The organism is Tardiphaga sp. 866_E4_N1_4, assembly GCF_052076075.1.
Classification (GTDB): domain Bacteria; phylum Pseudomonadota; class Alphaproteobacteria; order Rhizobiales; family Xanthobacteraceae; genus Tardiphaga; species Tardiphaga robiniae.
Window position 1 is genome coordinate 3,343,787 of sequence record NZ_CP197242.1, and the last position, 23,179, is coordinate 3,366,965.

General features: G+C 62.1%; 20 protein-coding genes and 1 tRNA gene. 10 read left to right on the plus strand and 11 right to left on the minus strand.

Annotated features, from left to right (window positions below):
- Positions 1 to 5: 5 nt before the first annotated feature.
- Complete coding sequence (locus tag AB8B20_RS16330) at positions 6 to 275, minus strand: helix-turn-helix domain-containing protein (protein ID WP_439074628.1); 270 nt, start codon at positions 273 to 275, stop codon at positions 6 to 8.
- 137 nt (positions 276 to 412) lie between these two features.
- Between AB8B20_RS16330 and AB8B20_RS16335 the strand changes: the two genes are divergently transcribed.
- The 3 genes from AB8B20_RS16335 to AB8B20_RS16345 all read left to right on the plus strand — a co-directional run bounded on the left by AB8B20_RS16335 (position 413) and on the right by AB8B20_RS16345 (position 3,550).
- Positions 413 to 736: a hypothetical protein gene (locus tag AB8B20_RS16335; protein WP_439074627.1), complete on the plus strand. Its 324-nt coding sequence runs from the start codon at positions 413 to 415 to the stop codon at positions 734 to 736.
- Positions 733 to 1,257, plus strand: coding sequence for a hypothetical protein (locus AB8B20_RS16340; RefSeq protein ID WP_439074626.1), 525 nt, complete (start codon positions 733 to 735; stop codon positions 1,255 to 1,257). Before AB8B20_RS16335 ends, AB8B20_RS16340 begins: the two co-directional genes overlap by 4 nt.
- Before the next feature lie 127 nt (positions 1,258 to 1,384).
- Positions 1,385 to 3,550 (plus strand): ATP-binding protein, encoded by a 2,166-nt coding sequence (locus AB8B20_RS16345; RefSeq protein ID WP_439074625.1) that lies wholly within the window; start codon positions 1,385 to 1,387, stop codon positions 3,548 to 3,550.
- A gap of 82 nt (positions 3,551 to 3,632) precedes the next feature.
- Here AB8B20_RS16345 and AB8B20_RS16350 read toward each other — a convergent pair whose 3' ends face one another.
- From AB8B20_RS16350 to cpdR, 5 genes are all read right to left on the minus strand, one after another.
- Complete coding sequence (locus AB8B20_RS16350; RefSeq protein WP_439074624.1) at positions 3,633 to 4,397, minus strand: ImmA/IrrE family metallo-endopeptidase; 765 nt, start codon at positions 4,395 to 4,397, stop codon at positions 3,633 to 3,635.
- Positions 4,398 to 4,399: 2 nt separating this feature from the next.
- Complete coding sequence (locus AB8B20_RS16355) at positions 4,400 to 4,750, minus strand: hypothetical protein (RefSeq protein WP_439074623.1); 351 nt, start codon at positions 4,748 to 4,750, stop codon at positions 4,400 to 4,402.
- Between the two features lie 384 nt (positions 4,751 to 5,134).
- Positions 5,135 to 5,935 (minus strand): hypothetical protein, encoded by an 801-nt coding sequence (locus tag AB8B20_RS16360; RefSeq protein ID WP_439074622.1) that lies wholly within the window; start codon positions 5,933 to 5,935, stop codon positions 5,135 to 5,137.
- Between the two features lie 404 nt (positions 5,936 to 6,339).
- Positions 6,340 to 6,414 (minus strand) — tRNA-Val (locus AB8B20_RS16365).
- 128 nt (positions 6,415 to 6,542) lie between these two features.
- On the minus strand, positions 6,543 to 6,902 hold the full coding sequence (gene cpdR, locus AB8B20_RS16370; protein WP_015669438.1) for a cell cycle two-component system response regulator CpdR: 360 nt from the start codon (positions 6,900 to 6,902) through the stop codon (positions 6,543 to 6,545).
- Between the two features lie 292 nt (positions 6,903 to 7,194).
- Between cpdR and AB8B20_RS16375 the strand changes: the two genes are divergently transcribed.
- The 3 genes from AB8B20_RS16375 to hisN all read left to right on the plus strand — a co-directional run bounded on the left by AB8B20_RS16375 (position 7,195) and on the right by hisN (position 9,872).
- Complete coding sequence (locus tag AB8B20_RS16375; RefSeq protein WP_320445547.1) at positions 7,195 to 8,082, plus strand: N-formylglutamate amidohydrolase; 888 nt, start codon at positions 7,195 to 7,197, stop codon at positions 8,080 to 8,082.
- A gap of 226 nt (positions 8,083 to 8,308) precedes the next feature.
- On the plus strand, positions 8,309 to 8,473 hold the full coding sequence (locus AB8B20_RS16380; RefSeq protein WP_170849584.1) for a Flp family type IVb pilin: 165 nt from the start codon (positions 8,309 to 8,311) through the stop codon (positions 8,471 to 8,473).
- A gap of 616 nt (positions 8,474 to 9,089) precedes the next feature.
- Positions 9,090 to 9,872: a histidinol-phosphatase gene (hisN, locus tag AB8B20_RS16385; protein WP_439074621.1), complete on the plus strand. Its 783-nt coding sequence runs from the start codon at positions 9,090 to 9,092 to the stop codon at positions 9,870 to 9,872.
- 10 nt (positions 9,873 to 9,882) lie between these two features.
- Here hisN and AB8B20_RS16390 read toward each other — a convergent pair whose 3' ends face one another.
- Positions 9,883 to 10,776, minus strand: coding sequence for a LysR substrate-binding domain-containing protein (locus AB8B20_RS16390; RefSeq protein WP_439074620.1), 894 nt, complete (start codon positions 10,774 to 10,776; stop codon positions 9,883 to 9,885).
- Positions 10,777 to 10,869: 93 nt separating this feature from the next.
- On the opposite strand from AB8B20_RS16390, the gene AB8B20_RS16395 reads away from it, so the two are divergent.
- Positions 10,870 to 11,622, plus strand: coding sequence for a sulfite exporter TauE/SafE family protein (locus AB8B20_RS16395; RefSeq protein WP_439074619.1), 753 nt, complete (start codon positions 10,870 to 10,872; stop codon positions 11,620 to 11,622).
- Positions 11,623 to 11,625: 3 nt separating this feature from the next.
- Here AB8B20_RS16395 and AB8B20_RS16400 read toward each other — a convergent pair whose 3' ends face one another.
- Together AB8B20_RS16400 and AB8B20_RS16405 are read right to left on the minus strand one after the other, a co-directional pair.
- Positions 11,626 to 12,264 (minus strand): LysE family translocator, encoded by a 639-nt coding sequence (locus tag AB8B20_RS16400; RefSeq protein WP_439074618.1) that lies wholly within the window; start codon positions 12,262 to 12,264, stop codon positions 11,626 to 11,628.
- Between the two features lie 12 nt (positions 12,265 to 12,276).
- Entirely contained in the window at positions 12,277 to 13,224 is a 948-nt protein-coding gene (locus tag AB8B20_RS16405) for an alpha/beta fold hydrolase (protein WP_439074617.1), read from the minus strand.
- A gap of 199 nt (positions 13,225 to 13,423) precedes the next feature.
- Between AB8B20_RS16405 and AB8B20_RS16410 the strand changes: the two genes are divergently transcribed.
- Positions 13,424 to 13,900, plus strand: coding sequence for an Hsp20 family protein (locus AB8B20_RS16410; protein WP_439074616.1), 477 nt, complete (start codon positions 13,424 to 13,426; stop codon positions 13,898 to 13,900).
- Positions 13,901 to 13,992: 92 nt separating this feature from the next.
- On the opposite strand, the gene AB8B20_RS16415 is transcribed toward AB8B20_RS16410, so the two are convergent.
- Positions 13,993 to 14,838, minus strand: a complete 846-nt coding sequence (locus AB8B20_RS16415; protein WP_439074615.1) for a hypothetical protein — start codon at positions 14,836 to 14,838, stop codon at positions 13,993 to 13,995.
- A 546-nt stretch (positions 14,839 to 15,384) separates the two neighbouring features.
- Between AB8B20_RS16415 and gltB the strand changes: the two genes are divergently transcribed.
- Positions 15,385 to 20,142 carry a glutamate synthase large subunit gene (gene gltB, locus AB8B20_RS16420; RefSeq protein WP_439074614.1) on the plus strand — a complete coding sequence of 1,586 codons (4,758 nt, stop codon included), beginning with the start codon at positions 15,385 to 15,387 and terminating at the stop codon, positions 20,140 to 20,142.
- A 146-nt stretch (positions 20,143 to 20,288) separates the two neighbouring features.
- Positions 20,289 to 21,746, plus strand: coding sequence for a glutamate synthase subunit beta (locus AB8B20_RS16425; RefSeq protein WP_439074613.1), 1,458 nt, complete (start codon positions 20,289 to 20,291; stop codon positions 21,744 to 21,746).
- A gap of 91 nt (positions 21,747 to 21,837) precedes the next feature.
- Here AB8B20_RS16425 and AB8B20_RS16430 read toward each other — a convergent pair whose 3' ends face one another.
- Positions 21,838 to 22,413, minus strand: coding sequence for a Fic/DOC family protein (locus AB8B20_RS16430; protein ID WP_439074612.1), 576 nt, complete (start codon positions 22,411 to 22,413; stop codon positions 21,838 to 21,840).
- Positions 22,414 to 23,179 lie beyond the last annotated feature (766 nt).

Here is a 23,179-nt window from a genome sequence, read left to right on the forward strand (position 1 = left end):
CCGCTTCAGGCGCCGTGCTTCATGATGACGCCCTCGCCTGTGTTGCGGTCCGCGTAGACGAACCGGACGTTGTACGCGTCGCCTTCCAAGACGTCCCGAATGCTCTGCATGACCGCGATCCGCCGAGGGTTCGTCGGCGGCGCGTCGTCGGCCTCGATCCGGATGATCGTCCTTCTGTCGACGCCGACCAGTTCGGCGAGCACCGCCTGATCGATGTTGGCGAGACCTCTCGCCGCCCGGATCATCCTCGCGGTCGGTATCCTGTCGTCCGTCAAAGCGCTACTCCCGAAGCCGAACCGGCAACGCGTTAACCATAGCCCACTGTCACTGAAAGGAACAGTGGACAAGACAGCATCAATGTCGCTTAATGTGACAGTGAGAGCGGCATCCGTCGCTCCTGACGGAGACCATCATGGACTACCCCATCTATATCGCCAGCCACCGCTGGCGCACCAACGGGGCCCGCCTGCGCGAGCTCGCCATAGCCCGCGGCAAGTGCCGCCTGTGCGCGTCGACGACGCCGCCGCTCGAAGCCCACCACCGCGACTACGTCAATCTCGGCGACGAGCGCGACGGCGATCTCGTCGCCCTCTGCGGCGAATGCCACCGCGAGGTCACCACCTTCATGCGCCGGCGCCGCTACGAGGACCGCCGTCCGATGATCGCCGATGCGCCGCGTCTGCGCGACGTCCGCTCGACCCTCGTCGACCCCACCCGGGCGGAGGTGACGTCGTGATCGCGGAAGACATCGTGTTGCGTCTCCATGGCACCCGTCGGCTGATCATGCATGCCGGCCGGTTGTCCGACCCTCTGGACCCCGTCACCAAGAACCTCGCGAAGCTGACCTCGAAGAAGATGAAGACCGAGGCCGACCACGAGGCGATCGGGAAGTCGCCGTGGATGCGCTTCCGGCCGCAGGAGGCCCGCGCGGTCCATCTGCAGTCGCGCCGCTTCGTCGAGCATGAGCTCGCCAGGATCGCGTCGGAAGGCAAGCGCGCCGTCGTCCTGACGCATCACGGAGCATCGATCGAGGCGGTCGATCCGCGTCACCAGCGCAGCATCTTCTCCGCGGCCTACGCGTCGGAGCTGCTGCCGATCGTCGACCGCCACCGCCCCGCCGCGTGGATCTCGGGCCATACCCGCCGGCCCATGAATTTCCGGCGCACCGGGTGCCGGATGATCAGCAATCCACGGGGCTATCCTGGAGAAGGCGTCGCCTTCGATCCTGCCTGCATCGTCGAGGTGTCCCATGACTGATCTTCGCAAGCTCATCGCCAGACTTGCCTTGGAGAAGGTGCGGCCGCCCTAGCAAGCCGCGAGACGTCTACCCCGCCGGACCGCCGGCACCATCGCCACCGACATCATCCCTCAGTGAGACGCACACATGACCGACCTCCGCATGCTCATCGCCAGAATTGGTTTGGAAAAGGTCCGACCGCCTAGCGGCACCCGCAAGTTCACTCTCGAAGACCGACATGCCGACATGAAGAACGAGACAATGAAAGATCTTTCGAACAGCCGTAAGCGCCGTGACCATGGTACGGACGTCGCCGCCGACAAGCCCCGGAAGAACGCGCCGCCCGCCATGGGCGAACTCGAAGCGGCGACCTACCGCGCCGCCTGCAAGGAGGTCAACGCGTTCCGCGCATTCGTGGAAGCCATCCCTGCCGACAGGAAGGCGCGACCGAAGACCGACATCCGCAAGGGCTTCGCCGCTCTGCGCTCGATCGCCTCCCGGGATGATGAAGACGACAACCGCGCGGGCAAGCCGGGCATCGACTCCGCGGAAGTGCTGCGGGTCGCGGAATTGGCGGCGCGGTTGATGTTCGCGCGTCTGTTCGACCAGCGTCCCGCTCTGCTCGACGACCTCCGCCGGCGGGCTCCCACGATCGTGATCGACATCCCCTCCCCCGACCTCTTCACGGCCGTCGCCGACAGCTGGAAGACGGTCCTCTTCGACCCCAAACTCCTGCGCAAGGTTGCGGCGGACGGGTCGCGCCGTCGTCACCGCGACGACGACGCGCTGTATCTCGTCGCTCGCGACCCGCAGAAGCCGGCGAAGCTCGCGGACCAGGAACATATGGGCCTCGTGGCGCTGTCGATGGGATTGCCGCTCATTGCCATCTCGCCGTCCGGAAATTCCCATCTGCCGCAGTGCATCCTTAGGGCGGCGACTGCGCGCATCGAGATGGCGCCGCTCGATCCGACGACGATCGGCCGCGCGATCCGCATCGTCACCGGTAGGCGCAGCCCGCGTCGCCTGGATGCCCTCACCGCCGCCGGCACCAGCCTTTCCGATCTCGCGATCGCCGTCCGCTTCGACCGCGAGCCTGAAGAATGTCTCGCCGAGCTCGAACGCCTCGCGGCTGTGAAGCACGCGACCAAGGATGCGCGCGATCTCACCCTCGCCCAACTCCACGGCCTCGGCGAAGCCAGGGAGTGGGCGGAGATGGCGATTGCCGACATCAAGGCCTGGCGCGCGGGAGAGATCGGCTGGAATTCCGTCGCATCGGCGGTGGCCCTGACGGGGTTGCCAGGCACCGGCAAGACCACGTTCGCCAAGGTCTTCGCCGCCGAGGCGGGCATGAATCTGATCACCGCGACGCTGGCGAAGTGGCAGGCGAGCGGGGAGGCGCATCTCGGGCATCTGCTACGCGCCATGCGTCAGGATTTCCAGGACGCGCGCGCACGCAGCCCGTGCGTGCTCTTCATCGACGAGATCGATTCCTTTCCCGACCGCGCCAGCCTCACGCATTCGCACAAGGACTATCAGATCGAGGTGGTGAACTCGCTGCTCGAACTCGTCGACGGCATCGCCGGAAGGGACGGCGTCGTCCTGATCGGGGCCAGCAACGATCTCAGCCGCTGCGATCCTGCGCTGCTGAGGTCGGGTCGCTTCGAGCGCATCGTCGACATCGGACTGCCCGGACAGGATGATCGGGAGAAGATGCTGCGCGTCCGCTTGGGTCGCGACCTGCCGGACATCGATCTGGAGCCGCTCGCCGAGTTGGCCATCGGCATGACCGGCGCCGACATAGAACGCGTCGTCAACGACGCACGCAGGTTCGCCCGTCGGGCGTCGCGCCCTATGATCGAGGACGATCTGCGCAAGGCCGTCGCTGTCGAGGATACCCGTCCCTTCGAGCTGCGTTGGCGCGCCTGCGTCCACGAAGCGGGCCACAATCGCCGCAGTCCAAGTAGGCGTGTCATCCCCCATCGAATTGGTGTAGTCGTGACGCACGCTTCTGCCTGCATCGACGACTGGACGTTTCGAACGCATCGGGGAAGCGCGGCGCATTCGCCGCGGCGCGATCGTATGGAGTTTCAGCATGGCCGCTACCGATATTTCTCGAAAGCATATCGCCGAGCTAAGAGAGCGGTTGGCGGACATAGAACACGAGCGATGGACGCACTGGCAGAAGTACATGCACGGCAAGGGTACGCGATCGGAGAATGGATCACTCGTTATCCCGGGAGATTTGGCAGATCGATGGGAGCGACAATGCGACATGTCGTACGCAGACCTCAGCGAAGAAGAGAAGCAGAGTGACCGCGAGCAGGTCGACAAATACCTTCCACTCCTTCTCGATGCGCTCGGTGTGCGGATCAAGGATTGACTGTCGGAACGACGATTAGCCGTAGATGTCGATCATCTTCGGATCAAGAATGCGCAAAATCGTTAGTGCCTCGCCGTCTGAGGTTCGAACACTCTGTACTCGGACGTCGAACTGTTCGACGTGCCGTCGATCGAACCAAAAGCTTGCAGGCTCTTTCTTGGCAGGCCTCAATCCCGCCGCCCCGGCGATCGCGGTGAAAGCGCTTGAGCGCATGTCTGGATCCGGGCGTATCCGCAACCCTCCGACGCCAAGACTACTCCACTGCCACCGACGTCCAGACAGATCGTGGGCGATTACGATCAGAGGCTGACAGGTCGATCTGACCACTCTGATCGCCGTCGCAGTGAGACTTGTCGAAAAGGTTCGCGCCAGTTCGGCGATGGTCTCAAGTCCGACTTCACCGGCTACAGCCAATAACGGGCCGAAAAGATAGGAAGGCAGAAGCAGATCCCCCGCGTAGGAATCCGCCTCCCGCTCGACCACCTTGGTGCCCGCATCACCCAGGCGTCCGATATCGTCCGACCGACATACGAACGAGCGTCCCCTATGGTGATGCCAATGGCCGAGCTCGTGCGCCGCACTAAACCGGCGCCGAGGATCGCGCACGTCTACATCGACATAGATGATGGCTCCATCCTTGTAACCGACGATCTGGGCTTCGCAGCTGATGAGCGCTTCGTAGCGGATCTCCGCACCAACGCAGAGTGCTATCGTCGGCAGGTCGATGTCGCGAGGGTCTTCGATCCCGAGATCGCGGAGGAGTGTTTCTGCCGGACGCACGCTCAATCCTTCATATCGCCGTTTTCGTCGATGATGCCGAGGTCAAGGCACGCCTCCAGAAACCGATCCAAATCGTTCACCGATTCGATCTTACGCGCGGCGATCGTCATGCTTCCGCTAGTCGCCATCGCTCGCTTAACGTCGTCGAATATCTGTTGTTTCCGAGCCCCTACCAGATGCGCGACACGGGCAGCGGGCTTCGGTCGCGAAAGTGCGATCTTGGCCGCTTCGAAACGCCGTCGTCCGGCTTTCGTCGACAGAACGAACCGATCGAAATCCCGTAGCAGAGAGGCCGGCTCGAAGCCGCATTCAGTGAGAAACATGTCGAGCTCATTGCCGTCGAGACCGAACATCTCATCCGCTATCTCCTCCATGATCTGAGTGCGAAGACCGATACGTTCGGTACCGGTGATATTTTACCCTCGTTCAACAGACGAGCCATTCGCCTCTTCTTCCCCTTCACTACCGTCTCGTAAGTCGTCAGCGACCAGCCAAGTTCCTTCAAGATTTCCGACCGTGAGGCGTCCTGGAGGATAAGTAGATTTTGTATCTCGGGATCGTTGGAGAAAAGCTCGTAGAGCTGCGAACCCATCTTCGTCTCGACCGTTTCAGCTGCGGCCAAGCAAGGGCTCAGCTCGGACCGCCTTGAGCGTTCATGGCTTGACTGCGGTCTTCGTGATCGTGGCGGCTACTCTCCTGATGATCTGACAGCGCGGTGATCCTAGACGATCGCCAGCTCAGGACCTCGAACCAATATCGTCGACAAGTGTGGGAATTTCTTTGATTTGAATGATCCGGTTTCCCACCGACGAGCGCGCATGCTGAAGCAGTTTCGCGACGTCTTCATGCCAGTGCGGTGCATAGACCAATACCGTTTCGTACAGACCGGCTGCGACCAGGATATTGCGCAGAAACTCTATGCGTTGTCTCATGAAAGAGGCAGCCGTGCCTCCCAGCCGCTGGCCATCCATCACCAAAATCGGCGGCTTAGTCGGAATTAGAATGACAAGGGCCGGCCTAGTCTGCGAATCGAAATATTGTCGATCCCCAAAGGCGTCGAAGCTGACGATCGCCATTCCCTCAAGGTCGAAATTCATCGACTTCAAAGTTTCAACGGCCCGCGAAGCAAGAAGCTGATCCGGATTTTCCGGCGCATCCACATGCTTCGTGTTCGCGCGTTGTTTCGCCTTTCTTCTCGTCTTCTCGAGCTCCTCTGCGAGCTGATCGATCGTGAGGCGGCCGGCCCACACCTCATCCAGCAGTTCGCGCCGACGCGACGGTTCGTGCGCAGCGATTCGGGCAATATTTTCGACCGACCCCAACGGCAGGCGTCCGCCGGGAGGTAAATCGGTGATGCCTTCGGCTTCCAGGAACTGTGCTGACGCGATCATGCGCCGCAAGCTATTATCGGATAAATCTGTCTTCGCCGACAGTTTCGCGACGTACTTCTTGCGCTCTCCTCTTCCCAACGCCAGGTACGGATGCACATGAGGCCGGATGTAGGCGAGCCAATTGGGAAGCTTTGGTTTTCCGACCATTATTGTTTTCAAGCAAACGAGTGACTCAGACGACGCAGCATGCCTAACATCTGTTTTGCTTGCAATGCGCGGGATGTGGAGTATTCTTCTTTCGGGCAGTCGCCTGGCCTGAACGATTGCGAGTATCGTCAACTACGAGACTGTTAGAGATGATAACGGGCAACGATGTGATCCTCGGGGACTGTCAAAGCGTCGGCGTTACCAGTGTTACAATCGGAGTAACGTGGGGCCAAATGGGCTTTGCTTCGGGTACCTTATGGCATCGGCGACCAACATGCGAACATCGGCCGGAAAAATGGAGACTCCTATCGACGGCGAATGCGCCTCAGACGGGTCTCGTGGAAAGTTCGTGGAAATCATCTTTTCGCGGCTCAGCCACATGATGGCTAAACCCTTTAAGATGATGGTGGGCGCGACAGGGATCGAACCTGTGACCCCTTCCATGTCAAGGAAGTGCTCTCCCGCTGAGCTACGCGCCCTAAGAACCGGTCGTTACGGGTGTGGGGTCTATAACGGGTCAAACCCGGACAAGCAAGGACGGCGGAGTACCAATCCTTGCCTGATTTGTAGGAAATCCAAGAAAGAAATCCAGGAAAGCGGGCTGCCCTCAGGCCGCCAGCATCTTGTTCACTTCGCTGACCAATTCGCGCAGGTGGACCGGCTTGGACAGCACCTTGGCGTTTTTCGGCGCTTCCGAGTCGGAATTCAGCGCCACGGCGGCGAAACCGGTGATGAACATGATCTTGATGTCGGGGTCGAGTTCGCTGGCGCGGCGCGCCAGTTCGATCCCGTCCATCTCCGGCATCACGATGTCCGTTAGAAGCATTTCAAAGGGTTCCTCGCGGAGTCTCTGATAGGCTGACATCCCGTTATCGTGGTGCGACACCTGAAAACCGGCGTTTTCCAACGCCTTCACCAGGAAGCGGCGCATGTCGTTGTCGTCTTCTGCGAGAAGGATTTTGTGCATGGCGGTTGGACGTCGAACCCGAATGAGAGGACCTGTTCGCCCACTAAGCCCGAGGTCTGGTAAATTTCGGGTGAAGGTGATCAGCGCAGACTGTGCATAAGCGTCTCAAGATGGTGCGCCAGAACGTCGTGAAACACAACAAATGAGCGCGTTTCTCGCGATCGCCGCGCCTGCGGAAGGTTTTTAACTTGGCAGACTTGTTTCCGTTATCGACAATGCAGCCTCACAAAGCGCCGGTTTTCTGCCAGACTGGGCAAACCGAAGAACGCGGCTGCAGGGACGATGCGCGACGATGACCCAGTTTGACGGTGAGCTGTCGCCTCCCTTCGAGATCGTCGAGCCGGCCAACTGGCGCGCCCCGATCATTTTCAATTCCCCGCATTCCGGCTCGGTCTATCCAGCGGAGTTTCTCAGTGCGTCCCGCATCGACGTGACGGCACTGCGCCGCTCGGAAGATTCGTTCATGGACGAATTGATCGCGGGATTAAGCGATCGCGGCTTCCCGGTGGTCCGGGTGCACTTCCCGCGCTCCTATGTGGACGTCAACCGCGAGCCTTATGAGCTCGATCCGCGGATGTTCAACGGCCGCCTGCCCAGTTTTGCCAATACCCGCTCGATGCGGGTCGCCGGCGGCCTTGGCACGATTCCCCGGGTGGTCGGCGACGGCCAGGAGATTTACCGCGAGCGGCTCGACGTAGATGACGCCCTCACCCGGATCGAGGCGCTGTACAAGCCGTACCATCGCGCACTGCGCCGCCTGATCAACAAGGCGCATCAGACATTCGGCACGGTGATCCTGGTGGATTGCCACTCGATGCCCTCGATCGGAATTTCCCGTGAGGAGCCGCGCCGCCCGGACGTGGTCGTCGGTGACCGCTATGGCACTAGCTGCGCCACTATCCTGGCCGAGGTGGTCGAAGGCACATTCGGCGGCCTCGGCTATTCGCTGGGCCGTAACAAGCCCTATGCCGGCGGCTTCATTACCGAGCATTACGGCAACCCGGCCAGCGGGCTGCACGCCATCCAGATCGAGCTGAACCGGGCGATCTATATGGACGAACGCCGCCGCGAGAGGACAGCGCGCTTCGATCAAATTGCTGCCGATTTTACCGTTCTGGCCGATGCGCTGGCGAAGATCCCGCTGGACAGCCTCGGCCCGTTCCAGGCCGCCGCCGAATAGGCCGGGGCCGAACGTCTCGCGGGGTTCGAACCGTCACTCAATCAGGTGGGGTATTTGGAACCGTGACCGCCGGGTCACGACAGCGCTTATTTCGTGCGACAAATTGTCAATTTTCGCTGGATTTAGAGATGGGGCAGGATTCTACCACCACGATTCATACAACTTTAGGTTATCCCCGCCAGCGTGGTTCCGCGGATTGGAACCGTGCAACATGGCAGGAGAGAACATGAAGAACATGATCAAGAAATTCTGGTCGGACGAATCGGGAGCGACTGCGATCGAATATGGGCTGATCGCCGCCGGCATCTCGCTGGCCATCATTGCCGTCGTCAACGGACTCGGCACCAACCTCAATGGCAAGTTCAGCGACATCAATACGTCGCTGAAGTAACCGCCACGAGTGGACACCGGCTTGAGGTTCTCAGCCGAATAAGTCTTGCTTGATGACTGACGTCGCAATGGGCCCGAGGCTGTCGGGGTGCCAGACGACGAACAGGCCAGGCGACACAAGACAATCGCCGGCAGCCACGTCGGCACGCCGTGATGCAAAACTCCTCCGACAAGAAAAAAGGACCGCTTGCGATAGCAAGCGGTCCAAGTCTAGGGAGGAAACGCCCAAGGAGGGCAGCGATAGCGCAAGCGCTACCGCACCGCAACAATATGCAGCCGCGACGCACCAAGTGCAAGAGTTTTCGGGCAAATTTCCATGCAAATTTCGCATGGTGATCGCACCGTTCAGGCATAGGCGTCATAATTTCTACAAGCAAAATCAATGCGATATAGAAATGGCAGTAGCTTTGACCTATTTATGAAATGATCGCATATTCATATCATTGGCCAATTTCTGATGCCGGACATCAGGAATCTTAGGGAAATCGCAATCCGATTCAGTGCTGTGGCTTAGGGGAATCGCAGAGAGATTTCGATCACCGCAGATGCGAGTCGTTGCCCTGCGCTGTATAGGAAGCGACACGTCCCCATCAGCAGCCGCAACAAAGGACCTCTCCGTGACGGTCATCGACTTCAACGCCTTCATTGGTCGTCTTGCGACCTCGTCGGGCGAGACCATCCTGCCGTTCTTTCGCACCTCGCTGAGTATCGACAACAAGAACAGCACCGATTTCGACCCGGTCACGGAAGCCGACCGCGCCGCCGAGGCGGTGATGCGCCGGCTGATCAAGGCCAACTTCCCCCAGCACGGCATTGTTGGCGAGGAATTCGGTACCGAACGCGAAGACGCCGAATATGTCTGGGTGCTCGACCCGATCGACGGCACCAAATCCTTCATCTCCGGCTTCCCAATCTGGGGCACGCTGATCGCGCTGCTGCATCGGGGCACACCGGTCTATGGCATGATGCACCAGCCCTATATCGGCGAGCGCTTCAGCGGCGACAGCGGTTCGGCGCGCTACCAGGGCGCCAACAACACCACCCGCAAGCTTGCCGTGCGCCGCTGCGCATCGCTGAAAGACGCGACTTTGTTCACGACCAGCCCGCGGCTAATGGGCGACGCCGATCGCGCGAAATTTCACGACGTCGAAAAAGGTGTGCGGCTGACGCGCTACGGCGGCGATTGCTATTCCTATTGCATGCTCGCCGCTGGCCATCTCGATCTCGTCATCGAGACCGAGCTGAAGCCCTACGATATCGCAGCCCTGATCCCGATCATTACCGGCGCCGGCGGCGTGGTGACGACATGGGAGGGCAAGCCCGCGCAGAACGGTGGCCGCATCGTCGCCGCCGGCGACCCGCGCGTGCATGAGGCGGCGCTGAAGATCCTCAACGCCTGATCGGGCACTGCTACGCCCGCGCTGCAGCGCGCAGATGCTCGATCATCTGCTGCGCCGGACGGGATAACGTCTTCAGGCTGCGAAAGCAGATCGCCAGCTTTCGATTGGCCCAGGGATCGCGAATCCGGATCAACGCCAACGCCGTCGACCGCGCGCAGCGCCGTGCCGCGACTTCCGGCACAATCGCAATGCCGACCCCCGCCGCAGCCATCTGGCACATCGCATCGAAATCCCGCATCTGCGCCCGGTAGCGCAGTCGCGCGCCCAGCTTCGCCGCATATTTGCCGATGTGGTTCTGTAGCGCGGTCGCATTAGTGAGGCCGATGAAGTCGCGGTCGATGATCTCATGGAAATCGATGTGACGGCGGCCGGCGAGATCGCTGCGCGGCGCCGTCACCAGCATCAGCCGGTCCTCGCTGAAGGTGAAGCGTTCCAGACTGTCTGGCAGCGTATGCTCGGCCGCGAAGCCGAAATCGGCGATGCCGGCAGCGATTGCTTGGGCGATATCGGCGCTTTCGCGCTCCTCGACCTCAAGGCTGACATTGGGGTGCTCGCGCAGGAAACTCGCCAGCGCCTTCGGTAGATGTTCGGAGAGCCCCACTGTGTTGGCGAGCATCGATACGCTGGCCTTCATACCATTGGCATAGGCGGCCATGTCGCCGCGCATGGTCTCGACATTCTGCAGCACAATGCGCGCATGGCCGAGCAGGCTCTCGCCGGCTGACGTCAGTGTGACGCCGCGCCGCCCGCGTTTCAGCAGCGGCACGCCGACTGTCGCTTCCAAGCCCTTGATCCGGGCACTTGCCGAGGCCAGCGCCAGATTGGCAGCGGCAGCACCCGCGGTGATACTGCGCGCCTCGGCCACCGCGACGAACAGTCTGAGATCGACAAGGTCGGCATGCATGGCGTTCTCCGCACCAGCCTTCGTTCCAAACGAAGGCAGTCTCCGTAACCTCCAGATTGTGCCGGCCGGGCCGATCGGTCAATGTGTCGCACCATGATCGATTCCATGCTCATTCTGATTGCTGCTGTTTTCGCGCTCGCCGGCTTCGTCAAAGGCGTCATCGGCCTCGGCCTGCCCACCGTCTCGATGGGCCTGCTGGCAGTGACCATGACGCCTGTGCAGGCGCTGACCATCGTCATCGTGCCCGCCATCGTCACCAATATCTGGCAGACCTTCGCCGGCCCCTATCTGCGCGACATCATTCGCCGGCTGTGGCCGCTGCTGATCGGCACTGCGGTGGCCATCTGGCTCTGCGGCAGCCTGATGACCGGCCCCTACGCCAAATACGGCTCGATCGTGCTCGGCGTACTGCTGGTGATTTATGCCGTGGTGACGCTGGTGAAATTCCAGTTCAAGACGGCGCCGCAAAACGAGAAGTGGGTCGGCGGTATTGCCGGCGTGCTGACCGGCGTGGTCTCCGCGGCCACCGGGGTGCAGGTCATTCCCTCCATGCCGTTCATGCAGTCAATCGGCATGGAGAAAAACGAACTGGTGCAGGCGCTCGGCCTCTATTTCACCGTCGCCACGATGGCCCAGGCGTTCAACCTCACCAGCGCCGGTCTGCTCACGGCCGCGACGGCGGTGCCCGGCATTGTCGCAATGATCACCGCCTTTGCCGGCATGTTCATCGGCCAGGCGGTGCGCGACCGCATGGAGCCCGAGCAGTTCCGCCGCTGGTTCCTGATCGCGATGCTGCTGCTCGGGATCTATCTCTCCGTCACCGCCACTTTCGCGGTGCTGAAGTAAACGCTAGCGTGTTTCGAGCATCGCCACGCGGATGCCGAGATAGATGAACACGCCGCCGAGGGCGCGGTTGATCCACACCATTGCCTGACTGGATTGCCGGACGCGGCTGGCGGCTTTCGCAGCGACAATGGCCGTGCCGAGTCCCCAGATCGTGCCCGTGCTGATGAAGATCAGCCCAAGCACGATGAAGGCGAGCGCCTTGCTGGGCGCATCCACGTCGACGAATTGCGGCAGGAAGGCGAGAAAGAACAGCGCTACCTTCGGGTTCAGCGCGTTGGTGAAGGCGCCCTGCCAGAACACCTGCCGAAGCGACAGCAGCGGCTTTTCCGCGGCGTCGTTCGTTGCAACTGTCGATGCCCGCGCACGCAGCATCTGCACGCCGGTGTAAAGCAGATAGGCCGCACCGATCCATTTCACTGCGGTGAAAGCATAAGATGACGCCGCCAGCAGCGCCGACAATCCGACCGCCGCGGCGAAGACATGGACCAGACATCCTGCACTGATCCCCAGCGCTGCCGCGACGCCGCCGCGCCAGCCCATCTGCACGCTGCGCCCCACGGTATAGGCCGTGTCCGGCCCCGGCGTGATGTTGAGGAGGATGCCGGAGAGGATGAAGAGCCAGAGGCCGTGAATACCGAGCATGAGTGGCTTTCGTTACTTGAACAGAGGCGTGCCCGGCACGAACGCATCGAACGCCGCCCAGAACTGCTGCCGGTAGCGATCCTGCTCCTGCAGGATCTCGTGACGGGAGCCGGCGATCACCAGATGCGAGCCGGCACGCAGGTGATAGGCGAATTCCTCGATGGCCGGCGTCGACACCACCTGGTCGTTGCTGGCCGCCAGCATCAGGATCGGCTGACGGATCTTCACGGGATAGCTGGCCTCGCGAAAGCCGTGCATCCCACGGATCGCCGTATCGGCCCAGGCCACCGTCGGTGAGCCGATGCCGAGCGTCGGATCCTCTTCGAGGATCGCCGCGTTGCGCGCATAGCGCACCGGATCGCTGGTCAGCTTGTTATTGGGGAATGACGAGGTCCCGACCAGTTCGCCATTGCCGCCGGGAATGTAGTTGCCGCCCTGCCCGGTCCAGCGCATGACACGCAACAACAACCGCGCCGGCAGCGAGGTCGAACGGCCCGGCAGATCGATCATCGGCGCCGACAGCACCATGCGATCGAACCAGCGCTTGCCGGAATGCGCCACACGCAGCATCACCGCGCCGCCCATCGAATGCGCCAGCGCGAAATAGGGCGGCGGGCAATCCGGCATCACCACCTGCTGCACGAAACTTTCGACGTCGATCTCGAAATCCGAGAAGCTGCGCACGTAACCCTTGCGGCCATCGCGCAACTGCCGCGACGAATGCCCCTGCCCGCGCCAGTCGATCATGGCCACTGCAAAGCCGCGGTCGCGCAGGTCACGCACGGTCTCGAAATACTTCTCGATATATTCGCCGCGCCCGCTGAACACGCAGACCGTGCCCTTGCGCCCGGTCGTCGGCGCCCAGCGCGCAAAACGTAGCTCAGCGCCGTCCGGCGTCTTGATGGTGCCGGACACGGCCCCCTCGGGAACGGGGTTGGCGGGAATGGAGACGAGCGTCATGGCGGGGGACCGGTTAGGCGAAAAACGCGGGATTTCAAGGGCGGGAGACAGGTCGACGCGAATCTTTCGGCCCCTCTTGCGAGCCGCCAGACCCATCCCATATCAGCTTCGTGCAGGCCTCTCTAGGCTGCATGACACGAAAGCCCGGCCCTTATGGCGGGCGGGTTATTGCAACAGTCGCTCAATGGAGGACTATCCAATGCGTAGCTATGATCTCACCCCGTTTTATCGTTCCACCGTCGGTTTCGACCGCCTGTTCAATCTGCTCGATCAGAGTACAGGTGACGCAGCGCCGGGCTATCCGCCCTACAATATCGAGCGCACCGGCGAGAACGAGTACCGTATCAGCGTCGCCGTTTCCGGCTTTGCGCAAAACGAACTCTCCATCGTCGCTAAGGAAAACACGCTGACGATCAAGGGCGAGAAGGCTGCCAACGAGAATGGCAGCAAGGCCGAAGTGCTCTATCGTGGCATCGCCGCCCGCGCCTTCGAACGCGCTTTCCAGCTTGCCGATTTCGTACAGGTGAAGAACGCCTCACTCGAGAACGGCCTGCTTCATGTGGACCTCGTCCGCGAGATCCCGGAAGCCAAGAAACCGCGCAGCATTCCGATTTCCACCGGCGCCGTGAGCACGCCGCAGGTGGTCGACGGCTCGGCCGAGAAAGTCGCCGCGTAACCGCGACTTTGTGAAGTAACGTAAGTGTAGCTGTAAATGAAACGCCCCGGAGCAATCCGGGGCGTTTTGTTATGTGCGCAGCGCTGCACTAACTATTCCATGCCCTGGACGGGCGGAGGGGTGTCCGCAGGCTTACTAGGCTCTGTAGGCTTTGCTTCCGTCGCGGGAGGCGGAACCGTCGGTGCTGCGGCCTCCGGCTTCGAGGCAGTAGAGGTCGACGGAGCAGCACCCGTCGTTTCCGGCGGTTTCGTCTCGGCCGGCTTCTGCTCAGTCACGGCCGATTGCTGCACGGGCGCCGCGGCCGGCGGCGTTTCAGGTGGTTTGACTGCGACCGGCTTGGTCTCGGCCGGAGTGACAGGTTTGGCCGGTGCCGCAACCGCGCGCACCGGTGGCCGCTTCGGCAGCGGCACGCTCGTCGTGCGGCTGGCAACTTTCGGCGCCGGCGTTGCCGTCCCGGCCGTGAACGGCGGGCGGCGATATTGCGGCAGGGTCGGCACTGCGCCTTGCGGGCCATAGCGCGTGTCGATCTCCTCGCTCATCCGGTCGCCCATGCGATAGGCCGGAATGAAGCGCAGAATGCGTCCGCTGCGCGCATCGATCACCAACCGGCCGTCCTCGCCGTCGAGGTCGATCGCCGCAACCGTGTAGATGAGGCCGCGTTGCTGCGGCATGCCGAGGGCAGAGAAGCCGGCCTCGCGGAGGATCGAATAGACCTCGCGCAGCGGCAGCACCGCCAGATCATAACCGCGGCGCAACACGCCATAGGGGCGCGGCTCCGCATATGCCGCCGGCGGCATGGCCGCATAGGGACCGCCGACATCGGATACCTGCGCCACAGCGGCAACGTCGCCGCGCATCGGCGGCAGCGCCTGTGCCTGTACAGCGCCGCTCGCCAGCAACAGACCGGCCGAGGCCAGACATCCCACAAGTACCTTCATTGCATGCTCCTTCGACGCCCCCGCGCCCGGAGAGTATTCAACTTCCTGAACCTCACGCTTCGCTCGCCTGCCAGCACCGCTGCCACAGGCGTTAACGAGCACTGCGCAACCTCACTGCTGAATCCGGCAGCCCTTGGGCCAGCCTTTGACCGGAACGCGGCACCTCCGGGCTGAATGTGTCTTCGAGACATGGACAATTTGGCATGCGTTGTTGCTATGCGACGACGGACTCAAGCGCGCTTGTGTGCTAGATAAAAATTTGGCAAAGTCCTGGTTAGGACAGCATCACTGTCGCAATTTTTGGTGGCAAATCCGGCACGGGGTTTGCAACATAAGCAGGCGTCGCGACTAAAAAACACGCCTGCTGAGACGAAATGCCTTTAAGGCGAGATATGGGGTGGCCGCCGGGGACGATGGGCACCACCAGTCTGAATTCTGAAAACGAGGCTCGCAAGACGCGCGAGCGGTAGCCCGAACGGGTTCCGCGAGCGTCAAAGGTGCGCCGACAAGGGTGGCAGAACCCCGACGGGGGTTGAGAGGACGAAGATGAGCGGATCAGAGCACGAGCGCCAATTGATCGAAACCGGCACGCATTCGGCGGCCCCGGCTATCAAATCGGCTAACGTGAAAGACACCGCCATCAAACCGGAACTCCATACCTACCGTCCGCCGGCGCTGGGCCTCTATGACCCGTCGCAGGAAAAGGACGCCTGCGGTGTCGGCTTCATTGCCAACATCAAGGGCCGCAAGTCGCATCAGATCGTGTCTGACGCGATCAGCATCCTCTGCAACCTCGAGCACCGCGGCGCCACCGGCGCAGATCCGCGCTTTGGCGACGGGGCTGGTATTCTGGTGCAGATCCCGCACAAGTTCTTCGTCCGCAAGACGGCGGAACTCGGCTTCAGCCTGCCGGAGCCTGGCCAATACGCCATCGGTGCGCTGTTCATGCCGCGTGATACCGCGTGGCGGAAAGTCATTCAGGGCATCATCGGCGACCAGATCAAGGCCGAAGGCCTGAAGCTGCTCGGCTGGCGCGACGTGCCGACCGACAATGCGTCGCTCGGCGAAAGCGTGAAGCCGACCGAGCCTGCCAACATGCAGGTCTTCATCGGTATCGGCAAAGCCAAGATCGCCGACGAGGACGAGTTCGAACGTCGTCTCTACATTCTCCGCAAGTCGATCTCGCAGGCGATCTATCAGCGCCGCGAGCGCGGCCTCGCCGGCTACTATCCGTGTTCGATGTCGTGTCGCACGATCATCTACAAGGGCATGTTCCTCGCCGACCAGCTCGGCAGCTACTATGCCGACCTGCACGAAGAGGATTTCGAAAGCGCGCTGGCGCTGGTGCATCAGCGCTTCTCGACCAACACCTTCCCGACATGGTCGCTCGCGCATCCGTACCGCATGGTCGCGCATAACGGCGAAATCAACACGCTGCGCGGCAACGTCAACTGGATGGCGGCGCGTCAGGCGTCGATCGAGTCCGAACTCTATGGCAAGGACATCAGCCGTCTGTGGCCGATCTCCTATGAAGGCCAGTCGGACACTGCCTGCTTCGACAACGCGCTGGAATTCCTGGTGCAGGGTGGCTACTCGCTGCCCCACGCCGTGATGATGATGATTCCGGAAGCCTGGGCTGGCAATCCCCTGATGGATGAGCAGCGCCGCGCCTTCTACGAATATCACGCCGCGATGATGGAGCCGTGGGACGGTCCTGCTGCGCTCGCCTTCACCGACGGCCGCCAGATCGGCGCGACGCTGGACCGTAACGGTCTGCGCCCCGCACGTTATCTCGTCACCAAGGACGACCGCATCGTGATGGCGTCCGAAATGGGCGTGCTGGCGATTCCGGAAGAAGACATCATCACCAAGTGGCGTCTGCAGCCAGGCAAGATGCTGCTGGTCGACCTCGTCCAGGGCCGTCTGATCCCTGACGACGAGATCAAGGCGACGCTGGCCGCCAGCCATCCCTATAGCGAGTGGCTCGAACACACCCAGATCGTTCTGGAAGAACTCCCGGACGCGGCGGCCAAGGGCCAGCGCTCCAACCTGCCGCTGCTCGATCGCCAGCAGGCCTTCGGCTACACCCAGGAAGACGTCACCATCCTGCTGACGCCGATGGCGTCGCAGGGCGAGGAAGCGTCGGGCTCCATGGGCACCGACACGCCGATCTCGGCGCTGTCGAGCAAGCCGAAGCCGCTGTTCACCTATTTCAAGCAGAACTTCGCGCAGGTCACCAACCCGCCGATCGATCCAATCCGCGAAGAGCTCGTCATGAGCCTCGTCTCGATCATCGGACCGCGGCCGAACCTGTTCGACCTGCAGGGCGTCGCCACCACCAAGCGCCTTGAAGTTCGTCAGCCGATCCTGACCGACCAGGATCTCGAAAAGATCCGCTCGATCACCGACGTTGCCGAGTCGCATTTCGTCTCGCGCACCCTCGACACCACCTTCCATGCCGGTTTCGGCGCGGCAGGCATGGAGCAGGTGCTGGACGAACTGTGCGCCCGTGCGGAAGCTGCCGTGCGCGAAGGCGTCAACATCATCATCCTGTCCGACCGCATGGCCGGCTCGGATCGCATTCCGATCCCGTCGCTGCTGGCCTGCGCCTCCGTGCATCACCACCTGATCCGCACCGGCCTGCGCACCTCGGTGGGCCTTGTCGTCGAATCCGGCGAACCGCGCGAAGTGCATCACTTCGCCTGCCTCGCCGGTTATGGCGCCGAAGCGATCAACCCGTATCTGGCGTTCGAATCCATCATCGCCATGAAGGACCGGCTGCCGGTGCAGCTCGACGACTATGAAATCGTCAAGCGCTTCATCAAGTCGATCGGCAAGGGCCTGCTCAAGGTCATGTCGAAGATGGGCATCTCGACCTACCAGTCCTATTGCGGCGCGCAGATCTTCGACGCCGTCGGCCTGCGTCAGGAATTCGTGACCAAGTACTTCACAGGCACCCACACCAAGATCGAAGGCGTCGGCCTCGCCGAAATCGCCGAGGAGACCGTGCGTCGCCACAACGAGGCGTTCGGCGAGATCCAGATCTACAAGACGGCGCTCGATGTCGGCGGTGAATATGCCTATCGCAGCCGTGGTGAAGACCATGCGTGGAATGCGGAGTCGGTGTCGCTGCTGCAGCATGCCGTGCGCGGCAACTCGCAGGATCGTTATCGCGCCTTCGCCAAGATCCTCAACGAACAGTCCGAGCGTCTGCTGACGCTGCGCGGCCTGTTCAAGATCAAGACGGCCGAGGACGAGAAGCGCAAGCCTGTGTCGCTCGACGAAGTCGAATCCGCCGCGGACATCGTCAAGCGCTTTGCGACCGGCGCCATGTCCTACGGCTCGATCTCGCGCGAGGCGCATACGACCCTTGCTATTGCGATGAACCGGATCGGCGGCAAGTCGAACACCGGCGAAGGCGGCGAGGAGTCGGATCGCTACAAGCCGATGCCGAATGGCGACTCGATGCGTTCGGCGATCAAGCAGGTCGCGTCGGGACGTTTCGGCGTCACCACGGAATATCTCGTCAATTCCGACATGATGCAGATCAAGATGGCGCAGGGCGCGAAGCCCGGCGAAGGCGGTCAGTTGCCCGGCCACAAGGTCGACGCGACGATTGCCGCCGTGCGCCACTCGACCCCGGGCGTCGGTCTCATTTCGCCGCCGCCGCATCACGACATCTATTCGATCGAAGACATCGCGCAGCTGATCTACGATCTCAAGAACGTCAATCCGACGGGCCAGGTCTCGGTCAAGCTGGTGTCGGAAATCGGCGTCGGCACGGTTGCCGCGGGCGTCGCCAAGGCGCGCGCGGACCATGTCACCATCGCCGGCTTCGAAGGCGGCACCGGCGCATCGCCGCTGACCTCGATCAAGCATGCAGGTTCGCCGTGGGAAATCGGCCTCGCCGAAACCCACCAGACCTTGGTGCGTGAACGGCTGCGTAGCCGCATCATCGTCCAGGTCGACGGCGGCTTCCGTACCGGCCGTGACGTCGTCATCGGCGCGCTTCTCGGCGCCGACGAATTCGGCTTCGCCACCGCGCCCTTGATTGCGGCCGGCTGCATCATGATGCGCAAGTGCCATCTCAACACCTGCCCGGTCGGCGTCGCGACGCAAGACCCGGTGCTGCGCAAGCGCTTCACCGGCCAGCCCGAGCACGTCATCAACTACTTCTTCTTCGTCGCCGAGGAAGTGCGCGAGATCATGGCCCAGCTCGGCTATCGCAACTTCGACGAGATGGTCGGCCAGGTGCAGATGCTGGACCAGTCGGCCCTCGTATCGCACTGGAAGGCCAAGGGTCTCGACTTCTCCAAGCTGTTCGTGCGCCAGCCCGAACTGCCCGGCCAGAAGATCTATCACACCGAGGATCAGGACCATCACCTGGAAGCCGTGCTCGATCGCGAGTTGATCAGGCAGGCGCAGCCCGCGCTCGACCGGGGTGCGCCGGTGAAGATCGACACCAAGATCAACAGCACCAACCGTTCGGCCGGCGCCATGCTGGCGGGCTCGGTGGCCAAGATCTACGGCCATGCCGGCCTGCCCGACGACACCATCAAGGTGTCGCTGAAGGGCACCGCCGGTCAAGCCTTCGGCGCGTGGCTGTGCAAGGGCATCACCTTCGATCTCGAAGGTGAAGGCAACGACTATGTCGGCAAGGGCCTCTCGGGCGGCAAGATCATCGTGCGCCCGCCGGCTCACTCCGCCATCGTGCCCGAAGAGTCCATCATCGTCGGCAACACCGTGATGTATGGCGCGATCGAGGGCGAGTGCTACTTCCGCGGCGTCGCCGGCGAGCGTTTCGCCGTGCGTAACTCGGGTGCCGTGGCCGTCGTCGAAGGCGCCGGCGATCACTGCTGCGAATACATGACCGGCGGCATCGTCGTGGTGCTGGGCAAGACTGGCCGTAACTTCGCGGCCGGCATGTCCGGCGGCGTGGCTTATGTGCTCGACGAAACCGGCGACTTCCCGAAGCTGTGCAACATGGCGATGGTCGAACTCGAACCGGTCCTCTCGGAAGAGATGATCGCCGAGAACACCTATCACCACTCCGGCGATCTCGAAGCCCATGGCAAGGTCGACGTGTTCGCTAACCTGCTCGATAGCGACATCGAGCGCCTGCATGTGCTGATCACGCGTCACGCGAAATATGCCGGTTCGGCCAAGGCTGCGATGATCCTCGCGGACTGGAAAACCTGGCTGCCGAAATTCCGCAAGGTGATGCCGGTCGAGTACCGCCGCGCACTGCGCGAGTTGAAAGCGAAAAGCGCCGAGGCCGAACCGCAGATCGCGATCGGCGCATAAGGAAAAGGCCCTCATGGTGAGGAGGCGCGCAGCGCCGTCTCGAACCATGAGGGACAAATCACGCATCCTTCGAGACGCGGCCAAGTGGCCGCTCCTCAGGATGAGGACGGAATTTGGAACTTAAGAGTTCAGAGGCGTCAGTTGTAATGGGCAAGATCACGGGTTTTCTGGAAATCGATCGTCACGACCGCAAGTATGCGCCGGTTGCCGAGCGCCTGAAGGGCTATAACGAGTTCGTCATTCCGCTCAGCGAGAAAGACACCCGCGACCAGGCCGCGCGCTGCATGAATTGCGGCATTCCCTATTGCCACGGCACCGGCTCGGTTCAGCCCGGCACGCCCGGCTGCCCGGTCAACAACCAGATCCCGGACTGGAACGACCTCGTCTATAGCGGCAACTGGGAAGAAGCCTCGCGCAACCTGCACTCGACCAACAACTTCCCGGAATTCACCGGCCGCATCTGTCCGGCACCGTGCGAAGCCTCGTGCACGCTGAACATCGATGACAACCCGGTCACCATCAAGACCATCGAATGCGCCATCGTCGACAAGGCATGGGACAATGGCTGGCTGAAGCCGCAGGTCTCCGCCGTGAAGACCGGCCGCAAGGTCGCCGTGATCGGCGCCGGTCCCGCCGGCATGGCCTGCGCGCAGCAGCTCGCACGCGCCGGACACGACGTCCATGTCTATGAGAAGTTCGCCAAGGCCGGCGGCCTGATGCGTTACGGCATTCCCGACTTCAAGATGGAAAAGCACATCATCGATCGCCGCGTCGCGCAGATGGAAGGCGAAGGCGTCACCTTCCATTACGGCAAGGCTGTCGGCGGCACCTCGCCCGGCGCCATCGACCCCGCCGAATTGCTCAAGGAATATGAAGCCATCGCGCTGACCGGCGGCGCCGAGCACGGCCGCGACCTGCCGATCCCCGGCCGCGAATTCGACGGCATCCATTTCGCGATGGACTTCCTGCCGCAGCAGAACCGCCGCGTCGGCAACGAGCCGCTCGGCGACGTCAAGGAGATCCTGGCCGGCGGCAAGCATGTCGTCGTCATCGGCGGCGGCGACACCGGCTCCGACTGCATCGGCACCTCGCTGCGTCAGGGCGCGCTGTCGGTGACCCAGCTCGAAATCATGCCGGCGCCGCCCGAGCAGGAGAACAAGGGCCTGACCTGGCCGAACTGGCCGCTGAAGATGCGGACCTCGTCGAGCCAAGCCGAAGGCGCCAAGCGCGAATTCGCCGTGCTGACGCAAAGCTTCGAAGGCGTAGACGGCAAGGTCACCAAGCTGAACTGCGTGCAGGTCGACGACAAGTTCAAGCCGATCCCCGGCTCGGAATTTGCGCTGCAGGCTGACCTCGTGCTGCTGGCCATGGGCTTCGTCCATCCCGTCCACGAAGGCATGCTGAAGACCCTCGGCGTCGACCTCGACCAGCGCGGTAACGTCCGCGCCGCGACGACGGACTTCGCGACCTCGCTGCCGAAGGTGTTCTCCGCCGGCGACATGCGCCGCGGCCAGTCGCTGGTGGTCTGGGCGATCCGCGAGGGACGTCTCTGCGCCCGTTCGATCGATCAGGCGCTGATGGGAACGACGACGCTGCCGAGGTGAAGGCATCAACATCGCCAAATTTTGAAGGGCTCCGCACTTATGTGTCGGAGCCCTTTCTCTTGTCGCCCGCCCTTCCCGGCGGTCCCGAACTTCAATCGGTCAACAGACGCTCTATCGCCGAAGCAAGCGGCTTCTCGTCGCCATCAAAGCTCGCAATCATGGCCCGGAGCCATTCGTCCGGGTCAAGCTTCTCATGATCGAAGCTATGACTAGCCTCCGCTGCCAGCAGTACCAGAAAGGTGGTTTGGGCACGGCCGTTTCCCTCACGAAAAGCGTGGATGGCATTCAGTTCGGAGAGAAAGTGAGCCGCTTTTCTGCTGAACGCCTTTGCATCCAGACCGAGCAGGAAATTCTCGCGCTTTAGCTGGCCAAACAGTTTGTCAGCCTGCCCTCCGATGTTCTCCGGAAAGCAGAACGGGCTGGCGTCTTTCGTTATCCGCACCGTCCGCGGGACACCTGCCCAATCATAGACATCCTGAAAGAGGTGGTGATGGATCGCCTTGTAGTGCGCAAAATCCAGATGCCCGACTGGAAAAGGCTCCTGTGACCGCGCGTAGGAGATTTCCGCTTCGAAGTCGTCAAGCGCACCCTGCTCCCGAAGATCGAGTTTATTCCGGAGGACCGTCGACCCTGGATACGTGTACGGGTCTTCGATCGCGTCATACATCTGGAGGGTCAGGCCTTGCGATGCGCGTCCATAATCGCCTTACGGTATTCGGCCGGAGAGGCTTTCTTCTTCTTTGCGTCCGCGGAGCGCTTCTTCATCGCAGGTGTCAAGGCGATGCCCTCGACAGCACTGATCCTCTCGTAGCGCTCGGCTCCGAGGACGAATTTTCCAGTCTTCGCAGATCGGTTCGCTTTCTGAGGCATGATTGATAGTAACACATTTTAGGGAGACCAACCAATTAGCAGGAGCTAAGGCACCGCTGCGAACTGAGCACGTAAGGCCAGTCGGGTGGGACGCCAGAGAACTCCTTCGACGCTTCGACAGAAACGATAGAAAGCTCCTTATTGACATATGTCCTATTTAAGCTTATATTCCCCTCACCCTGTCGACGAGGGGCGCTTCTCGAGGGCGTCTTTGGAGGTGGGACAGGATGCGGCGCCCGCGGACGTGCCTCGCAAGCACGGACTCGGGAGGTCCTGGGTAGCCGTCCGGGCCCACTACGGGGCTCTGCCGCTTGCGGCTGGACGGGTGCGGGTGAAGGCTGGCGAAAGCCGGCCGGATGACGGGCACGATGCCCGTACCCAGTACCCGGAAGCACGGCCCCGGGAACAGAAAAGCTGCGATGGAGCGCCGAAAGGCGTGCGCGCACCGAAGGTCGCTGTCGCAGGCAGCCGACGGGCCGCGCCACTGATTACAAAGTTGCGCCTTTCGGCGCTCTATCCCCCTTACTTCAGGCGGGGGACCACCGGAAGGCCAACTTGCGCGG

Coding starts and splice junctions, on each gene's coding strand:
- AB8B20_RS16335 (WP_439074627.1), top strand. CDS start 413: ATGGACTACCCCATCTATATCGCCAGCCACCGCTGGCGCACCAACGGG.
- AB8B20_RS16345 (WP_439074625.1), top strand. CDS start 1,385: ATGACCGACCTCCGCATGCTCATCGCCAGAATTGGTTTGGAAAAGGTC.
- AB8B20_RS16355 (WP_439074623.1), bottom strand. CDS start 4,750: ATGTTCGGTCTCGACGGCAATGAGCTCGACATGTTTCTCACTGAATGC.
- AB8B20_RS16360 (WP_439074622.1), bottom strand. CDS start 5,935: ATGGTCGGAAAACCAAAGCTTCCCAATTGGCTCGCCTACATCCGGCCT.
- cpdR (WP_015669438.1), bottom strand. CDS start 6,902: ATGCACAAAATCCTTCTCGCAGAAGACGACAACGACATGCGCCGCTTC.
- AB8B20_RS16375 (WP_320445547.1), top strand. CDS start 7,195: ATGACCCAGTTTGACGGTGAGCTGTCGCCTCCCTTCGAGATCGTCGAG.
- AB8B20_RS16380 (WP_170849584.1), top strand. CDS start 8,309: ATGAAGAACATGATCAAGAAATTCTGGTCGGACGAATCGGGAGCGACT.
- AB8B20_RS16390 (WP_439074620.1), bottom strand. CDS start 10,776: ATGCATGCCGACCTTGTCGATCTCAGACTGTTCGTCGCGGTGGCCGAG.
- AB8B20_RS16395 (WP_439074619.1), top strand. CDS start 10,870: ATGATCGATTCCATGCTCATTCTGATTGCTGCTGTTTTCGCGCTCGCC.
- AB8B20_RS16400 (WP_439074618.1), bottom strand. CDS start 12,264: ATGCTCGGTATTCACGGCCTCTGGCTCTTCATCCTCTCCGGCATCCTC.
- AB8B20_RS16405 (WP_439074617.1), bottom strand. CDS start 13,224: ATGACGCTCGTCTCCATTCCCGCCAACCCCGTTCCCGAGGGGGCCGTG.
- AB8B20_RS16410 (WP_439074616.1), top strand. CDS start 13,424: ATGCGTAGCTATGATCTCACCCCGTTTTATCGTTCCACCGTCGGTTTC.
- AB8B20_RS16415 (WP_439074615.1), bottom strand. CDS start 14,838: ATGAAGGTACTTGTGGGATGTCTGGCCTCGGCCGGTCTGTTGCTGGCG.
- gltB (WP_439074614.1), top strand. CDS start 15,385: ATGAGCGGATCAGAGCACGAGCGCCAATTGATCGAAACCGGCACGCAT.
- AB8B20_RS16425 (WP_439074613.1), top strand. CDS start 20,289: ATGGGCAAGATCACGGGTTTTCTGGAAATCGATCGTCACGACCGCAAG.
- AB8B20_RS16430 (WP_439074612.1), bottom strand. CDS start 22,413: ATGTATGACGCGATCGAAGACCCGTACACGTATCCAGGGTCGACGGTC.